The organism is uncultured Marinobacter sp. (genome assembly GCF_947488835.1).
Taxonomy (GTDB): Bacteria; Pseudomonadota; Gammaproteobacteria; order Pseudomonadales; family Oleiphilaceae; genus Marinobacter.
Genome location: NZ_CANLBK010000001.1, coordinates 1,501,590 through 1,517,834, shown reverse-complemented (window position 1 = coordinate 1,517,834; position 16,245 = coordinate 1,501,590). Strand labels below are relative to the sequence as shown.

Annotated in this window: 12 protein-coding genes; 8 read left to right on the top strand and 4 right to left on the bottom strand. The window is 51.9% G+C overall.

Features of this window, described 5'->3' with window-relative positions:
- Positions 1 to 80: 80 nt before the first annotated feature.
- A complete protein-coding gene (locus Q0824_RS06985) occupies positions 81 to 974 on the bottom strand; it encodes a patatin-like phospholipase family protein (RefSeq protein WP_298448789.1) in 894 nt (297 codons plus the stop codon).
- 187 nt (positions 975 to 1,161) lie between these two features.
- Between Q0824_RS06985 and Q0824_RS06980 the strand changes: the two genes are divergently transcribed.
- Positions 1,162 to 1,809, top strand: coding sequence for a DsbA family oxidoreductase (locus Q0824_RS06980; protein ID WP_298448787.1), 648 nt, complete (start codon positions 1,162 to 1,164; stop codon positions 1,807 to 1,809).
- A 37-nt stretch (positions 1,810 to 1,846) separates the two neighbouring features.
- On the opposite strand, the gene Q0824_RS06975 is transcribed toward Q0824_RS06980, so the two are convergent.
- The 3 genes from Q0824_RS06975 to Q0824_RS06965 all read right to left on the bottom strand — a co-directional run bounded on the left by Q0824_RS06975 (position 1,847) and on the right by Q0824_RS06965 (position 9,250).
- A complete protein-coding gene (locus tag Q0824_RS06975) occupies positions 1,847 to 4,984 on the bottom strand; it encodes an efflux RND transporter permease subunit (protein WP_298448785.1) in 3,138 nt (1,045 codons plus the stop codon).
- A 6-nt stretch (positions 4,985 to 4,990) separates the two neighbouring features.
- The gene (locus tag Q0824_RS06970; RefSeq protein ID WP_298448783.1) at positions 4,991 to 6,064 is read right to left on the bottom strand and encodes an efflux RND transporter periplasmic adaptor subunit; all 1,074 of its coding nucleotides are present in this window, start codon (positions 6,062 to 6,064) and stop codon (positions 4,991 to 4,993) included.
- 147 nt (positions 6,065 to 6,211) lie between these two features.
- Positions 6,212 to 9,250, bottom strand: coding sequence for an EAL domain-containing protein (locus Q0824_RS06965; protein ID WP_298449554.1), 3,039 nt, complete (start codon positions 9,248 to 9,250; stop codon positions 6,212 to 6,214).
- 335 nt (positions 9,251 to 9,585) lie between these two features.
- Here Q0824_RS06965 and Q0824_RS06960 point away from each other — a divergent pair, with 335 nt between their 5' ends.
- From Q0824_RS06960 to Q0824_RS06930, 7 genes are all read left to right on the top strand, one after another.
- Positions 9,586 to 10,800, top strand: coding sequence for a serine hydrolase domain-containing protein (locus Q0824_RS06960; RefSeq protein WP_298448781.1), 1,215 nt, complete (start codon positions 9,586 to 9,588; stop codon positions 10,798 to 10,800).
- 222 nt (positions 10,801 to 11,022) lie between these two features.
- Positions 11,023 to 12,630: a flavin monoamine oxidase family protein gene (locus Q0824_RS06955; protein ID WP_298448779.1), complete on the top strand. Its 1,608-nt coding sequence runs from the start codon at positions 11,023 to 11,025 to the stop codon at positions 12,628 to 12,630.
- A 12-nt stretch (positions 12,631 to 12,642) separates the two neighbouring features.
- Positions 12,643 to 13,044 (top strand): cytochrome c, encoded by a 402-nt coding sequence (locus Q0824_RS06950; protein WP_298448777.1) that lies wholly within the window; start codon positions 12,643 to 12,645, stop codon positions 13,042 to 13,044.
- A 52-nt stretch (positions 13,045 to 13,096) separates the two neighbouring features.
- The gene (locus Q0824_RS06945; RefSeq protein ID WP_298448775.1) at positions 13,097 to 13,603 is read left to right on the top strand and encodes a RidA family protein; all 507 of its coding nucleotides are present in this window, start codon (positions 13,097 to 13,099) and stop codon (positions 13,601 to 13,603) included.
- A 66-nt stretch (positions 13,604 to 13,669) separates the two neighbouring features.
- Positions 13,670 to 14,137 (top strand): redoxin domain-containing protein, encoded by a 468-nt coding sequence (locus tag Q0824_RS06940; RefSeq protein ID WP_298448773.1) that lies wholly within the window; start codon positions 13,670 to 13,672, stop codon positions 14,135 to 14,137.
- A gap of 171 nt (positions 14,138 to 14,308) precedes the next feature.
- Entirely contained in the window at positions 14,309 to 15,043 is a 735-nt protein-coding gene (locus Q0824_RS06935) for a glucose 1-dehydrogenase (protein ID WP_298448772.1), read from the top strand.
- A 77-nt stretch (positions 15,044 to 15,120) separates the two neighbouring features.
- The gene (locus Q0824_RS06930) at positions 15,121 to 16,239 is read left to right on the top strand and encodes a hypothetical protein (protein ID WP_298448771.1); all 1,119 of its coding nucleotides are present in this window, start codon (positions 15,121 to 15,123) and stop codon (positions 16,237 to 16,239) included.
- Positions 16,240 to 16,245: the final 6 nt, after the last annotated feature.

Here is a 16,245-nt window from a genome sequence, read left to right as displayed (position 1 = left end):
CGTTAGCTTCAAACAATAGGCTGGTTTACAGAGTAGTCTGTATACGCGTTTTTGGATCACTGCCATTACTGTTTAAATTGCTAGATTCGGTTGCGAAAGGCCAATAAGTGGTTTTTCAGATCTTTAATAATCTCAGGCACCTTCAGCGGGAGCAGTTTTCTGGTGGCTTTGAGAAGATACATAAAAACATTTGCCCGTTTGTACCAGAGCACCTGTTGAATCTTCTTTTTCATGGGACGGTAGCCTTCCATGTATAGCTCTTGCGCAAGCTTTGCATTGTTTGTGAGGCTGTAACCGCTTAAATTCAAAGGCACCACAATATCCGCCTCTTTCAATTGTTTGCGAGTGTTAAAATCGATCGCAATGTTGATGGCGTTACTGATTACATCGAAGGTGTCCTCCGGCTTTTGGTACTGGCTGACATGGCTCAGATCAATGGCCACGGTGATACCCGCGCCCATCTTTGCCAAGGGTGAAATCGGAACATTTTCAACCAGCCCCCCGTCTACCAGAATCCGTCCGTTCACCTCGACCGGAACAAACAGACCAGGCACAGCCATGGAGGCACAAACCGCATCTGCCAGGTTTCCCGTTTTGAATATCAACTGCCTGCCAGTTTCAATATCCGTCGCACAAATAGCGAGCGGGATGTTGGCGTCTTCGATGAGGCAATCCCCCAGATCCCGCAGAATCATCTCGCGAATAGCTTGCGTGCTGAACAGGCCCCCGCGTTCAAAGGTAAAGTTCAGGATCTTGGATAGATTCAACGCCGAACCAATGGAAAGTATGGATTCCACCGGGCGCCCGAAGGCGTAATAACTGGCAACCAGCGCACCCACACTGGTACCTGAAATGCAATGAATCCGGATTCCCTCTTCTTCGAACGCTTTCAGAACACCAATGTGGGCAATGCCTTTGGCAGCGCCGCCTCCTAGAGCCAGGCCGATGCGGGTGTTAAAGGGATTGAGCTTCATGCAGAGTGGCCGGTTAATGTGTCAGGGGTGGTGTTGATTAGGGGCGATTCTAACAGATTTCATTGGTTGCCCGGCAGCGCCCAAATTGGACAGCTCCAGAGTCAAACGAGCACTATGATGAAATCATAAGGTAGTTTTTGAACCTATTGGGGCTTTTGGTTGGCCCAGGCAATTAACAGGATCCGCTATGAACAAGATGAGTATTGATATTGTTTCTGACATCGCTTGTCCTTGGTGTGCCATTGGCTACGCCCGTTTGGAGCGAGCCATGGAACAGTTGGCACCAGAGTATGAGTTTGAGGTTCAGTGGCATGCTTTTGAGCTGAACCCGGATAGCAGCGGAGATGGCGAGCCAATTTTGCCGGCGCTCGCCCGCAAGTATGGCCGGAGTGAAGATGAGTTGCGCGCCACTCAGAACCAGATGATGACTGTCGCGACGGATCTTGGCCTTAACTTTGAGAAGATTCAGGAGCGCCTGGTGTGCAATACCTTCGATGCCCACCGACTGGTGAAATGGGCCGGCGAACAGGGCCAGCAGACCGCTATGAAACAAGCGCTGTTCACTGCCTATTTCGGTAAGGCAGAGAACGTCTCCGACCACGTTGTTCTGATCAAGTGCGTGGAGTCTCTGGGGTTGGATTCCGCAAAAGCCAAAGCAGTACTGGAGTCGGACCAATACGCGGCGGCGGTGCGAGAAGACGAAGCCAAATATCAGCAGGCGGGTGTTACGGGTGTGCCGGCCTATGTAGTCAACGGAAAATATCTTATCTCTGGAGCTCAGGAGCCTGAGACGCTGGTTCAGGCATTTCAGGAGATTGGTGCAGAGTCCGACTGAACACAACGTGTTTCAGTCGGACTGCCCTTTACAAACGTTAGTTGCGAAACCGGAACAAGGTTGCGTACAGAACCGGTACCACCACGAGTGTGAGGATCGTTGCAAAACCAAGTCCGAACATGATGGTGACTGCCATGGCGACGAAGAAAGCATCTGTCAGCAAAGGCAGCATGCCCAGAATCGTCGTTAATGCAGCCATGGCTACGGGAATCAAACGACTGGTTCCGGAATCAACAATCGCCTCAATGGGCGCCTTTCCGCTGGCCAGTTCGACGTCAATCTGATCAACCAGCACGATGGCATTTTTGATCAGCATGCCGGCCAGGCTCATGAAGCCCAGCAGCGCCATAAAGCCAAAGGGCTGGTTGAACAGCAGTAGCCCCGCCGTTACTCCAATAATGGCCAGAGGCACTACAAGCCATATCACAAGCGTTTTGCGAATGGAGTTAAACAGTGCAATCACGATGAACACCATCAGCCCGAAAAACACCGGAATAGATTCGGCAATGGATGTTGAACCCTTGATAGAGTCTTCATTCTCGCCGCCCCAGGCAAAATAGTAGCCGGTCATGTCTGCCACCGGGATTCGGTCACGGTATCGTAGAGGGATTGTTTTATTGGTGTGTTGTATATCTGCATCGTCTGATAGTCCGAGATACTCACGCACGTCAGCATTCAATGCCTTCTCTACATCGGCCTTGATGTCAGCCAGAAGTTCTGAGGATAACCCCTCGCGCTGATCGAAGTGCAAGCGCAGCATGGTGATGCGGTCCTGTCTCCAGATATGCGCGTTCTCAAAACCAACATCGAAATCAGAGACAGCCTGGCCCAGTGGAACCATGCTTTGAGCAGCCGGGCTCCATATAGACACCTGGTCAAGGTTGTTCAGGCTCATTCGCTCGCCTATTGGCGCCCGCGCAATAATCGGCAGCAACTCGTCGCCTTCGCGATAGGTGCCTACACGCACGCCGTCAACAGCAAAGGCCGTTGCCTGGGCAATGTCAGCGCGCACCAGCCCGAGCTTCTGGGCCTGAGCGTCGGCAATCTCCGGTTTGATCACCTTTACCAGATCGCCCCATTCATCGCGCAGCCCTTTTACATTGGGGTGTGCGGCCAGCACTTGTTTGGCGTTGCTGGCGAGCTGTCGCAACACTTCAGGGTCTGGTCCGGAAATGCGCAGCTGAATCTTGCCACCGGTAGCGGGCCCGAGCACAAACTTTTTAACGTTCACGCCAACGCCAGGGCGGAGCGTTTCAAGCTCGTGTTGGGCTTTCTCGGTCAGGTGGGCCAGCGTTTCGTAGTTCTCGACATCTACCAGAATCCGAGCAAAGTTGGGGCTTGGCTGCTCCGGAGAATACGTCAGCAGGAACCGCGGTGAACTGCCGCCCACTTGCGTAGTTACCCGAGTGACGCCTTCATAACCGGCTAAAATCTCCTCAAATGCTTTTGAGCCCTCAGATGCGGTACTGATATCGGCATCACCCGGGAACCAAAGGTCCACGTAAAATTGCGGGCGGGTAGAGTCGGGGAAGAAGCTTTGCTTGACGGAGCCAAAGCCCACCACGGCAACTACAAACAACATCGCGGTGATGCCGATGGTCAACCAACGGTGCTGAATGGCTTTGTGAAGCATGCCTTGGTACTTGCGATAAAAGCCCGATGAGTAGGCTTGCTGGTCATCGCCCGTAACGGTCGTTTTCAAAAACTTGTGGCACAGTAAAGGCGTTACGGTTACTGCGGTGAACCAACTCAGGGACAGCGAAATCAGGATGACCGAAAACAGGGAGCGAGTGTACTCGCCGGTGGAGTCGTCTGATGTGCCGATGGCGGCAAAGGCCGTAACGGCAATGGCTGTGGCGCCCAGTAAGGGAATGGCTGTCTGGCTGACAACTTTACTGGCAGCAGAGAGGGCGTCTTCCCCTTGCTGCATGCGCATACGAATACCATCGGTGACCACGATGGCATTGTCCACCAACATACCAAGGGCAATGATAAGTGCGCCCAGTGAAATGCGTTCAAGGTTGATGGCGTAAATGTTCATGAAAATGAATGTGCCCATGATGGTGATCAGCAGTACCGCGCCGATAATCAGTCCACTGCGCAGGCCCATAAACACCAGCAAGACCAGTACCACGATGGCTACTGCTTGTAGCAAGCTGACGGTAAAGCCACTGATGGCTTCTGATACAGCATCGGATTGGATCGATATGGGATTGAGGGTCATGCCCAATGGAATTTGCGGCTTCAGCTGTTCCAACCTGGCGTCGAGGCCTTCGCCCATGGTGATGACATTGCTTCCGGAGCGAGCTGAAATGGCCAGGCCGATAGCTTGCTCACCGTTAAAGCGGAGTACATTTTTGGCCGGCTCCTGTTGCCCACGGTACACGTTGGCAATATCGCCCAGTACGATTTGGCTGCTACTACTGCCCCGGCTTGCAATCATCAGTGATTTGAATTGCTCCGCGGAGTCCAGTTCGCCAGACACCTGAACGGCAAGGCGGGCATCGCCAGCGCGGGCGTACCCGGCGTAAGCGACCGTGTTTTTGTCGCCCAGCACATTGAATATCGCGGTAGGGGGTATGCCCAATGCCGACATTTTTTCCGTGTAGGGCTCTACGTAAATGGTTTCCTGTGGTTCGCCATATAGCGCAATGCTTTTGACGCCATCAACCAGCAACAATTCGCGCTTCAGAAATTTGGCGAACTCGTAGAGCTCGTTCTGGCTGTATCCGTCACCGGTGATGGCCAGATATACGCCATAAACGTCCCCAAAATCATCAATCACCTGAGACGGCCCGGCTCCCGGGGGAAGCTGGGATTGCACGTCACTGATTTTGTGCCGAAGCTCATCCCAGACTTGCGGCAATCGCGACTTGTCGTACTGATCGAGTATTTTTACCGAGACAATGGACTTGTCGCGATATGAGTGGGATTCCACATAGAACAACTGACCCATCTTTTGGGCAGTCTGTTCTATGAGGTTGCTGACTTCCTCTTCAACCTCGCTGGCAGTCGCCCCGGGATACGGCGTGACGACTTTGGCTTCCTTGATGGTGAATTCGGGGTCCTCAAGGCGGCTGAGATTGTTGAAAGAGTGGTAACCCATCGCCACCATGACAAGGACAACAATCCAGGTGATGGTGCTGTTTTTAATGCTCCATGCAGCAATGTTCATAGTGGATCAGAACTCCACTTTATCGATAGGTTTTACTTGCATGCCTTCGGTTAGCGACGACGCGCCGGCAATGGCAAGGGTGTCGCCTGTTTCCAGTCCGTTGGTGATCAGAATATTGCTGGAGCCCACCAAATCACCGGTTTCCACAGGGCGCTTGCTGACTTTGCCGTCGTCATTGACGATCCAGACGATTTTCTGTTGTTTGCTGTCGGCGACCACGGCCGACAGCGGCACTGCTATGAGTGTCTCACTGTTGCTGTTGTCTGGTTTTTGTTGTGCGCGAACAATGGCGGTCATTCCAGGTAGCAGGTTTTGGCCTGCGGTGTCTTCTATAGAAAGCACATACTGGAAAGTCTGTGTATCAGAGTTGGCCTCAGTGGCGTGTTCTTTAATGGCGAGCGGGAAAGTGCGGTTTGGTATGCCATCGAACCGGGCGCTCAGATCGATCGCCGTGCCCTGGTTGCTGTAACGCACAATCAGGTTTTCCGGTATATCAACCACGACTTCCAGTGCGAGATTGTTGTGTAGATTCAAGACTGGCTCTTTGGCTTGCACTTCCTGAAAATTGTCGACAAATGTGCGGGCAATAACGCCTTCGAAGGGCGCAATAAGGCTGGTTTCGTTCACCGCTTTCTGTGCTTTTTCAAGTTCAGTTTGGGCAACGTTATAACTGGATTCGATCTTGTCGTACTCAGCTTGGGAGACGTACTTCTTCTTGATCAGATCTTTGGCGCGATTGAAATTTGCCTCTACCGCTTGCAACTGTGTGCGCGCGGCGGCCAAATTACTGTTGTAATCTGATGGGTCCAGTTTACCGAGCAGCGTGCCTTTTTTGACGATCAGGCCTTCTTGCACTGGAAACTCGACTAACCGACCGGGTACCTGAAAGGCCATAGTAACCCGCTGACTTGCTCTGACAGTGGCAGGGAACTCACGGGCCAGGGTCGCGTCTTCGCTGCCGATCGTCATCACTTTGACTGGTTGAATCACCGGGTGGAAAGTGGCTTTCTCTGACTCACTGCAGCCAAAAAGAGAGATCATTGCGATAGCGTAAAGCGCTATCCGTAGTGTGCAGTTCATAAGCCAGTTGCCCTGATAATAGAAAAGAGAGTAGTCCGTTACTGGTATTTTAGATTTAAGTAGCGCCATGGGAAAGTTGATTGCGCAAATATATATCTGATGGTGAACAGAAAAATGTTTATTTGAGAGAGGTGTTTCACACCTGTTTCAATTCGGTTTTAATGTTTTCATGAGGAAGTCTTCAAACGCTGTAACTGGCAATGGTCGAGAGAAGAGGTATCCCTGCCCGTAATCACACCCGATTTCCAACAACAGTTGGCGTTGTGCTTCGGTCTCGACACCTTCGGCGATAACCTTCAGGCCGAGCCTGTGGGCCATGATGACAATGGCTTCTGAAAGCACCAGATCGTTTTGATCCGTTTCAAGGTTTTGAATAAAAGACTGATCAATCTTGAGGTAGTCGATATCGAACCGCTTTAGATACGACAGGGCGGAGTAGCCAACGCCAAAGTCGTCAATGGCTACCTGTATTCCAGCATCCCGGAAACGGAGCAGCTTATTCTTAACGTTGTCGCTGGCATTCAGAAGCAGGCCTTCAGTGATTTCGATGCTGAGGTGCTTCGGGTCCAACTCGAGAGATTTCAGGTGATCCAGCCAGTCTGCGATGTTCAGGGCGTCGCTTTGAAACTGCACCGGTGACATGTTTACCGACACCTGAACGCCGCTATTGCATAATTCGCCCCAGCGCTTTATGTGGAGGGCCGCTTCGCGAAACACCCAATCACCGATGCCGACGATTAACCCTGTCTCTTCTGCCAGAGGAATAAATTCCACCGGGCTGATCATTCCTCGCTCGGGATGATTCCAGCGGATAAGCGCTTCTGCATTGCAGACCTTTCCAGTTGCCAAATCAACGATAGGCTGGAAATAGAGTTCGAATTGCTTGTTCTTAATCGCCGAACGCATGTCATTTATCAGCGAAAGGCGCTTTCGGGCTTCATCGTGAAGGGATTGGGTAAAATAACTCAGGCGGTTTCGTCCCGATGTTTTCGATGCATACATGGCCTGATCGGCGTTGCTGATTAGCTGGTCAACGTTTGAAGCATCATTGGGGCAGAAGGTAATGCCAACACTGGCCTGAACATAGATGGATTGGCTTTGTATGGAGTATGGCTCGGCCAGCGCACTGATGATTTGTTCAGCTACCTTTTCACCGTCGATCGTGTTTGCGAGTCGGGGCAGGATAACCGTGAACTCGTCGCCGCCCATGCGGGCCACGGTATCGGAGTCTCTGACACAATCGCTGATCCGCTCTGCCGCCTCTATCAGCAGCTGATCTCCCACTGGGCGCCCGAGGGAATCGTTAACGTCCTTGAAGTGGTCAAGGTCAATGAGCACTAGTGCCAGCAATGTTCCGTGGCTAAGGGAAGCCCGGATTTCCTGTTCCAGACGATCCTGGAGCATGTAGCGGTTGGGTAGGTTGGTCAAAAAATCGTAGTTTGCCTGGCGCCAGACCAGCTCTTCTGTACGAACCTTGTCAGTAATGTCAGAGCCCATAATGACATGACGCTGGATATCACCTTTGTCATTGTGAATCACGCTGACAGTGAGCCATGAGGGAAAGGCTTCGCCGTTTTTGCGGCGATTCCAGGCCTCTCCTTGCCAAAAACCTTTTAGGGCGACATTGGCCCAAATAGCTTGGTAGAAATCGGCGCTGTGGCGGCCGGAATGAAGAGCCGATGTGTCTCTGCCCTTCAGATCCTCAATGGTATAGCCCGTTATCCGGGTAAATGCAGGATTGAGTGCAATGATTCTGTTGTTTGCATCGGTAACCAGCAGTGCCTCGGCTGTGTTTTCGTAGATAGAAGAGGCCAAGTGGAGCTCTTCTTGTGCTTGGGTTCTTTCGATGGCAATACTGACCAGATTGGCAGCTTTCTCTATTAGCAAGATTTCCTGTTTATCCGGTGCACTTGGTTCCTTGCGATAAATGGCGAAGGTGCCTAAAACCTTGCCGGATGAAGAATGGATGGGTTCAGACCAGCAGGCCCCAAGCCCAGCGGAGGCGGCCAGATCTTTAAAATTTTCCCAGTAGGGGTGAGAGGCGATATTTTCAACAACAACGCGTTCGCCCTTGAAGGCGGCGGTTCCGCAAGAGCCCACACCCAGCCCGATCTCAACACCACTAATGGTCTTGGTGAAGAACTCCGGCAAACTTGGCGCTGCGCCACTCAAAAGGTGTTTACCTTCTTCGTCCATCAGAAGGATAGAGCACATTGAATTGGAGAGAATTGATTCTGCCGATGCAATGACTTGCGATAGGATTTCGTCCAGGGAGCCGCCTTTAGCGACTTGCTCCAGAGTGTCTTGCCGCATCTGTTCGCGGCGTTCTGCCATCTTTCGGGGAGAAATGTCCTCAACTAGCGACACAACATACGCAAAGCTCTGGTCCGTATTTCGAACGGCACGCAAGGCCAGATGAGTGTCGATGGCGTGGCCGGATTTGTGGATAAACCGTCTTTCAACAGATCGCTCATCCACTGTACCGTCAATCAGCTGCTGATAATGGGCTTGGCCAACCTCGAGATCTTCAGGGTGAATCAGATCGGTCCACCTTGTTGCGAGCAGCTCTTTCTCTGTGTAACCGAGCATGTCGCAGAGTGCCTGGTTTACCTCTATCCAGCCTCTATCCGGGCTGGTGGTCGCCATGCCAAACATGGAGCGCTCGAAATAGGCCCGAAAATGCTGCTCACTGACACGGAGAGCTTCAACGGCTTCGCGGCGCTGCTTTTCCCGGTCAAGGTTGTCGAGTGCGAATGTGAGGTCGCGGGCCAGCTCGTTGAACAGGTTGGTGACTTCATCGCCGAAAAACTCCCTTTCACCGTGATACGCTGAAAACACGGCAAAAGGTTTTCCATTCCGCTGGATGGGGAAGCTGCCACTGCTGCCCCATTGTGGGTCGCTTGCGTGTTCGGCTGGGAGTGCTGAGCCTGCCTTGTTTACTCGATCCTTGATGATTACAGCGTCGTTGCTGCAATAAGCTGCCGCGGAAGGGCCCTGGTTGCCCGATCTTCCCGGCCGCACAGAGGTGTTTAAGTGGTTCAGATAATCCGTTTCCGCCCCGTAGCTTACTACTGGAACAATGCGCTCTGATTCGGGATCGAAAATGCCAACCCAGGCCATGCTCATTCCGGCTAAATCTACGGCCGATCTACACACGAGCGGAAACAATTCTTCCTCGCCACTCATTCGGTTAATGGCCTGATTCATTTCGCTAAGAGCCCGGTATATTCCTGTTAGCCTGTAAATATGGGAATTTCCCGGTTCGTTTTCGGCCACACCGCTTGTATCAGGGCGTGTATTTGTTGAATTGGCCTCTTTATCTGAAGGTGTAGTCAAAGGGCTACTCGCTGTGGCCGGAAATGATTGATTGTTTGCTCTTAGAGTGTTCAGCCTTTTCATCTAAAGTTCAAGAAAATTGCCGGGTAAATTCCGCTTAGGTCTCGGGCGCTACAAGCGTTTGCTGCCGATTCTGGCTGAGTGGTGCAATAATCAAGGTGTCAGACAAATAAGGTGCCCCCTCCATGATGGAAATAAAACAGATTGCTGGCCTCTCATCGGATCGACTTCTCAATATTGAACGCCACCTTGATCGCCGTTATATCCAGCCCGGAAATTTGCCCGGTGCGCTGACCCTGGTGGCCCGAAGAGGGGAAGTTGCGTATGTAAAAGCGCAAGGGTTGATGGATGTAGAACGTAAAAAGCCCGTATGCCGCGATACCATTTTTCGCATTTACTCCATGACCAAGCCGATTACGTCTATCGCCATGATGCAGCTCTATGAACAGGGGCGGTTTCTGCTGGATGATCCAGTGCACAAGTATATTCCAGCCTGGAAGAATCGGCGGGTGTATAAAAGCGGTGTCTATCCTCATTTTTTGACAGCGCCTGCAACCAACACTATGACTATTCGTGATCTGTTCACCCATATGTCTGGCCTGACCTACGGGTTTATGAATCGCACCAACGTAGATGCTGCTTATCGCGAATTAGGGCTTGATGGTAGCCGGAATCTGACGATGGAGACCTTGGTCAATCAGCTGGCGGAACTGCCCCTGGAGTTCTCGCCGGGCACCGCCTGGAACTATTCCGTCAGCACCGATGTGCTGGGGTATCTGGTGCAGTTGCTGGCGGATCAGCCTTTTGATGAATACCTGCGCGAGAATATCTTCGATCCGTTGGAGATGCCTGATACCGGCTTTTATGTCAGAGACGATCAGTTGGATCGATTTGCGGCTTGTTATCAGTATCAGCCGGGTGATTCGCTCAAACTTCAGGACGATCCAGAAACTTCACCTTTCCGGAGCAAGGGGCGGTTTCAGTCTGGCGGTGGCGGTTTGGTCTCCACCATTGACGATTACTTCCACTTTGCCCAGGCGCTGTGTCAGGGCGGGGACTTTCGGGGACAGAGGATTATTGGGCGCAAAACCCTGGAGTTTATGCGTTGTAACCACCTGCCAGGAAACCAGGATCTTCCGGGGTTGGCAGTTGGTTCGTTCAGCGAGGCACCCTATGCAGGCACAGGCTTTGGGCTTGGCTTTTCGGTAAAAACCGACGTTGCCAAATCCCAGACAAACGGGACTGTTGGCGAATATGGCTGGGGTGGGTTGGCGAGCACCAGTTTTTTTGTCGATCCGGTTGAGGAGTTGGTGGTGATCTTTATGACGCAACTGATCCCTTCATCGACCTACCCCATCCGGCAGGAGTTGCGGGCGATTGTTAATGGAGCGTTGGAGTAGTCCTGGCTTTAGAGAACTCAGCGCAATGTTCTCGCAAAAAAAGGATATTAAATCGTCGGTGCAGTGTTTGCGCCTTTTGCGTGCAGATACTAAGTTTATGGAGGCAGATATAATAATTTTCTGAACCTGATGTAGCGGTAACAGTAACTGTCTAATCGTATGATTATTGCTGGTTAATGTATTCAAGGTCGATGATCGTACCTACTGGGGAGATCGTGGAACATGGAACCGACTCAGGGTTTTAGTAGAAGGGAGCTGCTTTCGTGGATTGGTAAGACGGCCGGAGCCGTTGCAATGTACCAAGCCATGACAACGCTCGGTTTTGCAGCCGAATCCAATTTTGACAGCAAGAATTATGAATTGAGCGGCGCGCCAGCAGGGGCGTCCGTACTCGTGCTCGGAGGTGGTCTTGCCGGTATGACTGCGGCTTACGAGCTTCGCAAAGCCGGGTACAAGGTGAAGATTCTTGAGTACAACCAGAAAGCGGGAGGTCGTTGCTGGACGTTACGCGGCGGCGACAAATACACTGAGCTGGGGGGCGCTACCCAGGAGTGTAAGTTCGACAAAGGTCTTTATCTTAACCCCGGCCCATGGCGTATTCCCTATCACCATCACGCGGTTTTGCACTACTGCAAGCAGTTTGATGTAAAGCTGGAAGTGTTTACCCAGATCAACCACAACGCCTACTTCCACAGCACCAAAGCGTTCGGTGGTAAGCCAAAGCGCTACCGCGAAGTAAAGGCGGATTTCCAGGGGCACGTTGCAGAACTTCTTGCCAAGTGTGTCAATCAGAAAGCGCTCGATCAGGCCATGACGAAAGAAGACACCGAGCGTCTGCTGCTGGTAATGCGTGAATGGGGTGCACTCAACGATGACGGCAAATACGTCAAAAGCGTAGAGTCGAGCCTCATGAGGGGCTTCGACATTGACCCCGCCGGTGGCCTAATGCCTGAACAGCAATTCTCCCAGCCAATGGGTCGCGCAGAGCTGCTTAACTCAACGCTTTGGAAGCATCTGAACGAGGGCCACTCCTACGATTATCAGGCCACCTTATTCCAGCCTATCGGCGGTATGGATATGATTGCCAAAGCCTTTGAGAAGGAGGTTGGCAGCCTGATTCGCTACAGCAGCAAAGTAACGAAGATTGATCAGGACGACAACGGCGTGACTGTTAACTATGTTGATAGTCTGAATCCGGGCGAAACCATGACGGAAACCGCCGATTGGTGCGTCTGCACCATTCCGCTCTCGATCCTTGGGCAAATACCCTCCACATTCAGTAGCAAACTGACGAACGCCATTCGCGCAGTACCCTATGACAGCAGTGTTAAAGTCGGGTTGCAGTTCAAACGTCGATTCTGGGAAGAGGATGACCACATATACGGTGGTATAACCTTTACCGACATGCCCATCGAGCTAATCAGCTACCCAAGTACCGATTACCATTCTTCCGGCAAAGGAGTATTGCTGGGCGCGTACTTGTGGGATGAGAATTCCTATGAGTTTACCTCGATGACTCCGGAAATGCGGGTGAAGAAAGCCCTCGAATACGGGGCGAAAATACACCCGCAGTACATGGACGAATACGATAATGGTATCTCCGTCGCGTGGCACAGGGTGCCGTGGGTTAATGGTTGTTATGGTTTATGGACACCGGAAACCCGTAAAGCTCATTACAAGAACCTGTGTGAGATTGACGGGCGCGTTGTGCTGGCCGGTGAGCATGCATCCTATATACCGGCGTGGATGGAAGGCGCGATCTTGTCGTCGTTGGACGCGATCAAACGCTTGCACCAACACGCGCTTCAATCCAAGAAGCAAACAGCCTGATAGGAGTCCACCATGAAAAAGTTAACCATGCTTGCTCTTATGCTCGGCAGTTATGCGTTCGCATCGTTTCCGGCTGTCGCCGGCACGCCGACAGTTTCTGAAAGTAGCAGTTTCGAACAGAAAACCGGTGAGGACCTCTACAACAGCATCTGCCAAGGCTGCCACATGGAGGGCGGAAAAGGTGTTTCCACCGGTGCCGGGTTTTATCCCGCACTGGCCGAAAACGCCAAGTTGGCAGCGCCGGGCTACCCTATTTATGTTTTGGTCAATGGGTTGGGGGGGATGCCGAGTTTTAAGCATTATTTGACGGATGAACAGATTGTGGAAGTGGTGAACTATGTGCGAACTCATTTTGGTAATGACTACCAAGAGAAGGCGACACTGGAAGATGTGAAAACGATGACTAACCGCTAACCAATAGCGTGTGTTACTGAGAGTGCTCAGCGGCGCACGTGAGGAGTAATGAATGCGTAAATCTATTTTTACATTAGCAATTGCGGGCCTTTGTGCTGGTGTCGTTAATGCTTATGCAGACAGTCATGCTGGCGGCCACGATGTGATTCGTCATAAATTACCAAACTCGGATTTTCCGATATCACTAGCGGTTGAAATACCTGCCAGTAAGGCGCTGGTGCACCTGAGTGGTCAGGTTCCAGCTGTTATCAATGACAAAGCTGACGCGGGAACCACGGCGGCATATGGTTCGATGGAGGAGCAGGCAACCTCTGTCCTGCAAGCTATTGAGAAAGCCCTAAAGTCACTTGATCTGACCATGGGCGATATCTATCGCATGCAGGTGTTCCTTGTGGCGCAAGATGGGAAGGTGGATTTCTCAGGGTTTATGGACGGCTACACCAAATTCTTTGGCACGGAGGCGCAACCTAATTTGCCGGTTCGCTCAGCGGTTGAAGTAGCGGCATTGGCCAATCCTGGTTGGTTGATTGAAATCGAAGTCTCTGCGGTTCGCCAATAAAGCGTCGATAGATGTGGGCCAAATCCCCGCAATGACCTGAGGGTGTACAAATAGGGAGGCCCGGCCATGCTCGGCACAGGCGTTATTGCTCCGGAATTAACGGTAGCCAGTTGGCTGAATACAAATGAGCCATTGCAGTTGGAAAAGCTGCGGGGGCAGGTGGTTGTACTGCATGCATTCCAGATGCTGTGCCCGGGCTGTGTGACTCATGGATTGCCGCAAGCCGCGGCAATCCATGAGATGTATCGAAGTGATGAAGTGCAGGTGATTGGCCTGCACTCAGTGTTTGAACACCACCATGTGATGACACCCGATGCGCTCAAGGTTTTTATCCATGAGTACCGGCTGAAGTTTCCCATAGCAATTGACTTGCCCTCCGAGACAGGCCCCGTGCCCGTGATGATGCAGAAGCTTAACCTTCAGGGTACGCCCTCATTGGTATTGATTGATAAGGACGGCACTATTCGTTTTACACAGCTGGGACGGGTAAGCGATATGCAGGTGGGGTATATGATTGGGCGTTTGTTGGCGTAAACGAGATCGCCGTGAAATGAAATTGCTGTCGTGAGTTTGGCTTTGCTCAGGTGCACGTCGAATTGAAGCCCCGATTGATCATGGATAATACCGACGCGACTTTTCACCCCGTCTGCTATATTGATGTAACTGACCCTCGTTAATTAAGTTACTGAAAATTAGGGGATTAAGATGGATCGATTGAAAGGTAAGGTTGCGATTGTAACCGGTGCAGCCCAAGGAATGGGGGCGTCCCACGCCCGCGTTTTTATCAGAGAGGGCGCCAAGGTTGTTTTGACCGATTTGAATGAAGAGAAGGGTCAGGCCTTGGCAGCGGAACTGGGCGAAAACGCTCTGTTTGTGAAGCAGAATGTGACCAGCGAATCAGACTGGGCTCGCGTTGTCAGCACAACCGAGGAGCGGTTTGGACCAGTGGACGTGCTGGTAAACAATGCTGGCATAACCATGTCCAAATCCCTTTTGGATACATCTCTGGAAGATTACCGCCGCATACTGGATATTAACCAGGTGTCTGTATTTTTGGGGATGAAAGCTGTTGTTCCCTCAATGAAAAAAGCCGGTGGCGGCTCGATCGTGAACGTGTCGTCCATCAATGGTTTGGTGGGTGGAGCCATTGGCTATACCGATTCCAAGTTTGCCGTACGCGGTATGACAAAAGCAGCGGCTCTGGAGGTTGCGTCGTCCGGTATCAGAGTGAACTCTGTGCACCCGGGCGTGATAGAAACCCCCATGATTATGCAAGGCGACACCAAAGCCGCTGTGGAAGAGTTCGCGAAACATATCCCCTTAAAGCGCTTGGCGAAGTCTGAAGAGGTCTCAAGCCTGATACTGTTTCTGGCATCAGATGAATCAAGCTACTCCACAGGCTCTGAATTTGTAGTGGATGGCGGTATAACCGCCCAGTAAAGATCCGAATGGATTGTTCGAACTGGTACGGGCGACCCCGCTCGGCCAGGGTTTTGAACTTGCAGGAGGTTTTTTCCATGTACTACGTAGACATGCCAAGCGCCAAGGAAATTGGCGACCTCAATCTGGTTCGCTCTGATGCGGCCATCTCGATATACCTGCCGACTACACCGCTTAGTCGCGAAGTTGAAGCGAGCCGAATCAATCTCGGCAATCTGGTCAAAAAAGCTGTGAGTCAACTGGAGGCCAAAGGCCTGGACAAGCGGCGCATTGCGTTGCTGCAGGAACAGTTTGATGATCTGACGGCCGATCTGGATTTCTGGAGTCATCAGGCAAACAGTCTGGCAATTCTGGCTACGCCGGAGACATTACATACCTACCGGATGGCCAACAAGCTGAAAGATATCGTTGAGGTATCTGACCGTTTCCATCTCAAGCCGCTGCTGCGCGCGGTAACGTTCCCGCATACGGCACATATTTTGGCTCTTTCAGAGAACGCAGTGAGATTGATAGAAGTGTCCGCAGACTTGCCTGCGCGAGAGGTCACAGTGGCGGATATGCCGGAGGACCTTACCTCCGTAGTGGGTGACGCGACCATCAAGAATTACACGGGCACAGGCCACAGACATGGCGCCCAAGAGCATGGCTCTTATCTGGTACGTTATGTGCGCAGGATCAACAGTGTTTTGCGCCCCGTGCTAATGCGCTCGGACCGCCCGCTTATTCTGGCTTCAGCGAAACCGCTGGAGGCATTGTTCCGTTCCTTGAGTGCCATTCCTGCGCTGCCTGATGCTATCGCTGGCAACCCTGAACACATGAGCAATGCAGAGCTGGCAACGGCTGCAAGGCCGGTGTTAGATGCATACTATGCTGGCCAGATAAAAGAGTTTCACCGTCTGTTCGAGGAGCGCGCCGGTCAGAACCGGTCAACTACGGATATTTCCGATGCAGCACGGCTGGCAACCCACGGTGGTATTGACCAACTACTGATTGATATCGACAGCGTGGTCGATGGCTTTGTTGATGATGAAACCGGTGAGGTTGATTTTGGCTCTCACGAAGACGCTACCAGCTATGGGATAATTGATGAAATTGCTGGCCGGGCACTTCGGTCAGGGGCTAAGGTAATGGCCGTTCGCAAGGACGATATTCCTGGCCGCCACGACTTGGCGGTAATCTCACGTTATCCGATTTGATGCTTA

Bases quoted from the DNA above. Each gene is read 5' to 3' on its own strand.
- Q0824_RS06950 (WP_298448777.1), top strand. From the start codon at position 12,643: ATGAAAAAGTTAACCATGCTTGCTCTTATGCTCGGCAGTTATGCGTTC.
- Q0824_RS06930 (WP_298448771.1), top strand. From the start codon at position 15,121: ATGTACTACGTAGACATGCCAAGCGCCAAGGAAATTGGCGACCTCAAT.
- Q0824_RS06985 (WP_298448789.1), bottom strand. From the start codon at position 974: ATGAAGCTCAATCCCTTTAACACCCGCATCGGCCTGGCTCTAGGAGGC.
- Q0824_RS06980 (WP_298448787.1), top strand. From the start codon at position 1,162: ATGAACAAGATGAGTATTGATATTGTTTCTGACATCGCTTGTCCTTGG.
- Q0824_RS06960 (WP_298448781.1), top strand. From the start codon at position 9,586: ATGATGGAAATAAAACAGATTGCTGGCCTCTCATCGGATCGACTTCTC.
- Q0824_RS06975 (WP_298448785.1), bottom strand. From the start codon at position 4,984: ATGAACATTGCTGCATGGAGCATTAAAAACAGCACCATCACCTGGATT.
- Q0824_RS06965 (WP_298449554.1), bottom strand. From the start codon at position 9,250: ATGAGTGGCGAGGAAGAATTGTTTCCGCTCGTGTGTAGATCGGCCGTA.
- Q0824_RS06935 (WP_298448772.1), top strand. From the start codon at position 14,309: ATGGATCGATTGAAAGGTAAGGTTGCGATTGTAACCGGTGCAGCCCAA.
- Q0824_RS06940 (WP_298448773.1), top strand. From the start codon at position 13,670: ATGCTCGGCACAGGCGTTATTGCTCCGGAATTAACGGTAGCCAGTTGG.
- Q0824_RS06970 (WP_298448783.1), bottom strand. From the start codon at position 6,064: ATGAACTGCACACTACGGATAGCGCTTTACGCTATCGCAATGATCTCT.
- Q0824_RS06955 (WP_298448779.1), top strand. From the start codon at position 11,023: ATGGAACCGACTCAGGGTTTTAGTAGAAGGGAGCTGCTTTCGTGGATT.
- Q0824_RS06945 (WP_298448775.1), top strand. From the start codon at position 13,097: ATGCGTAAATCTATTTTTACATTAGCAATTGCGGGCCTTTGTGCTGGT.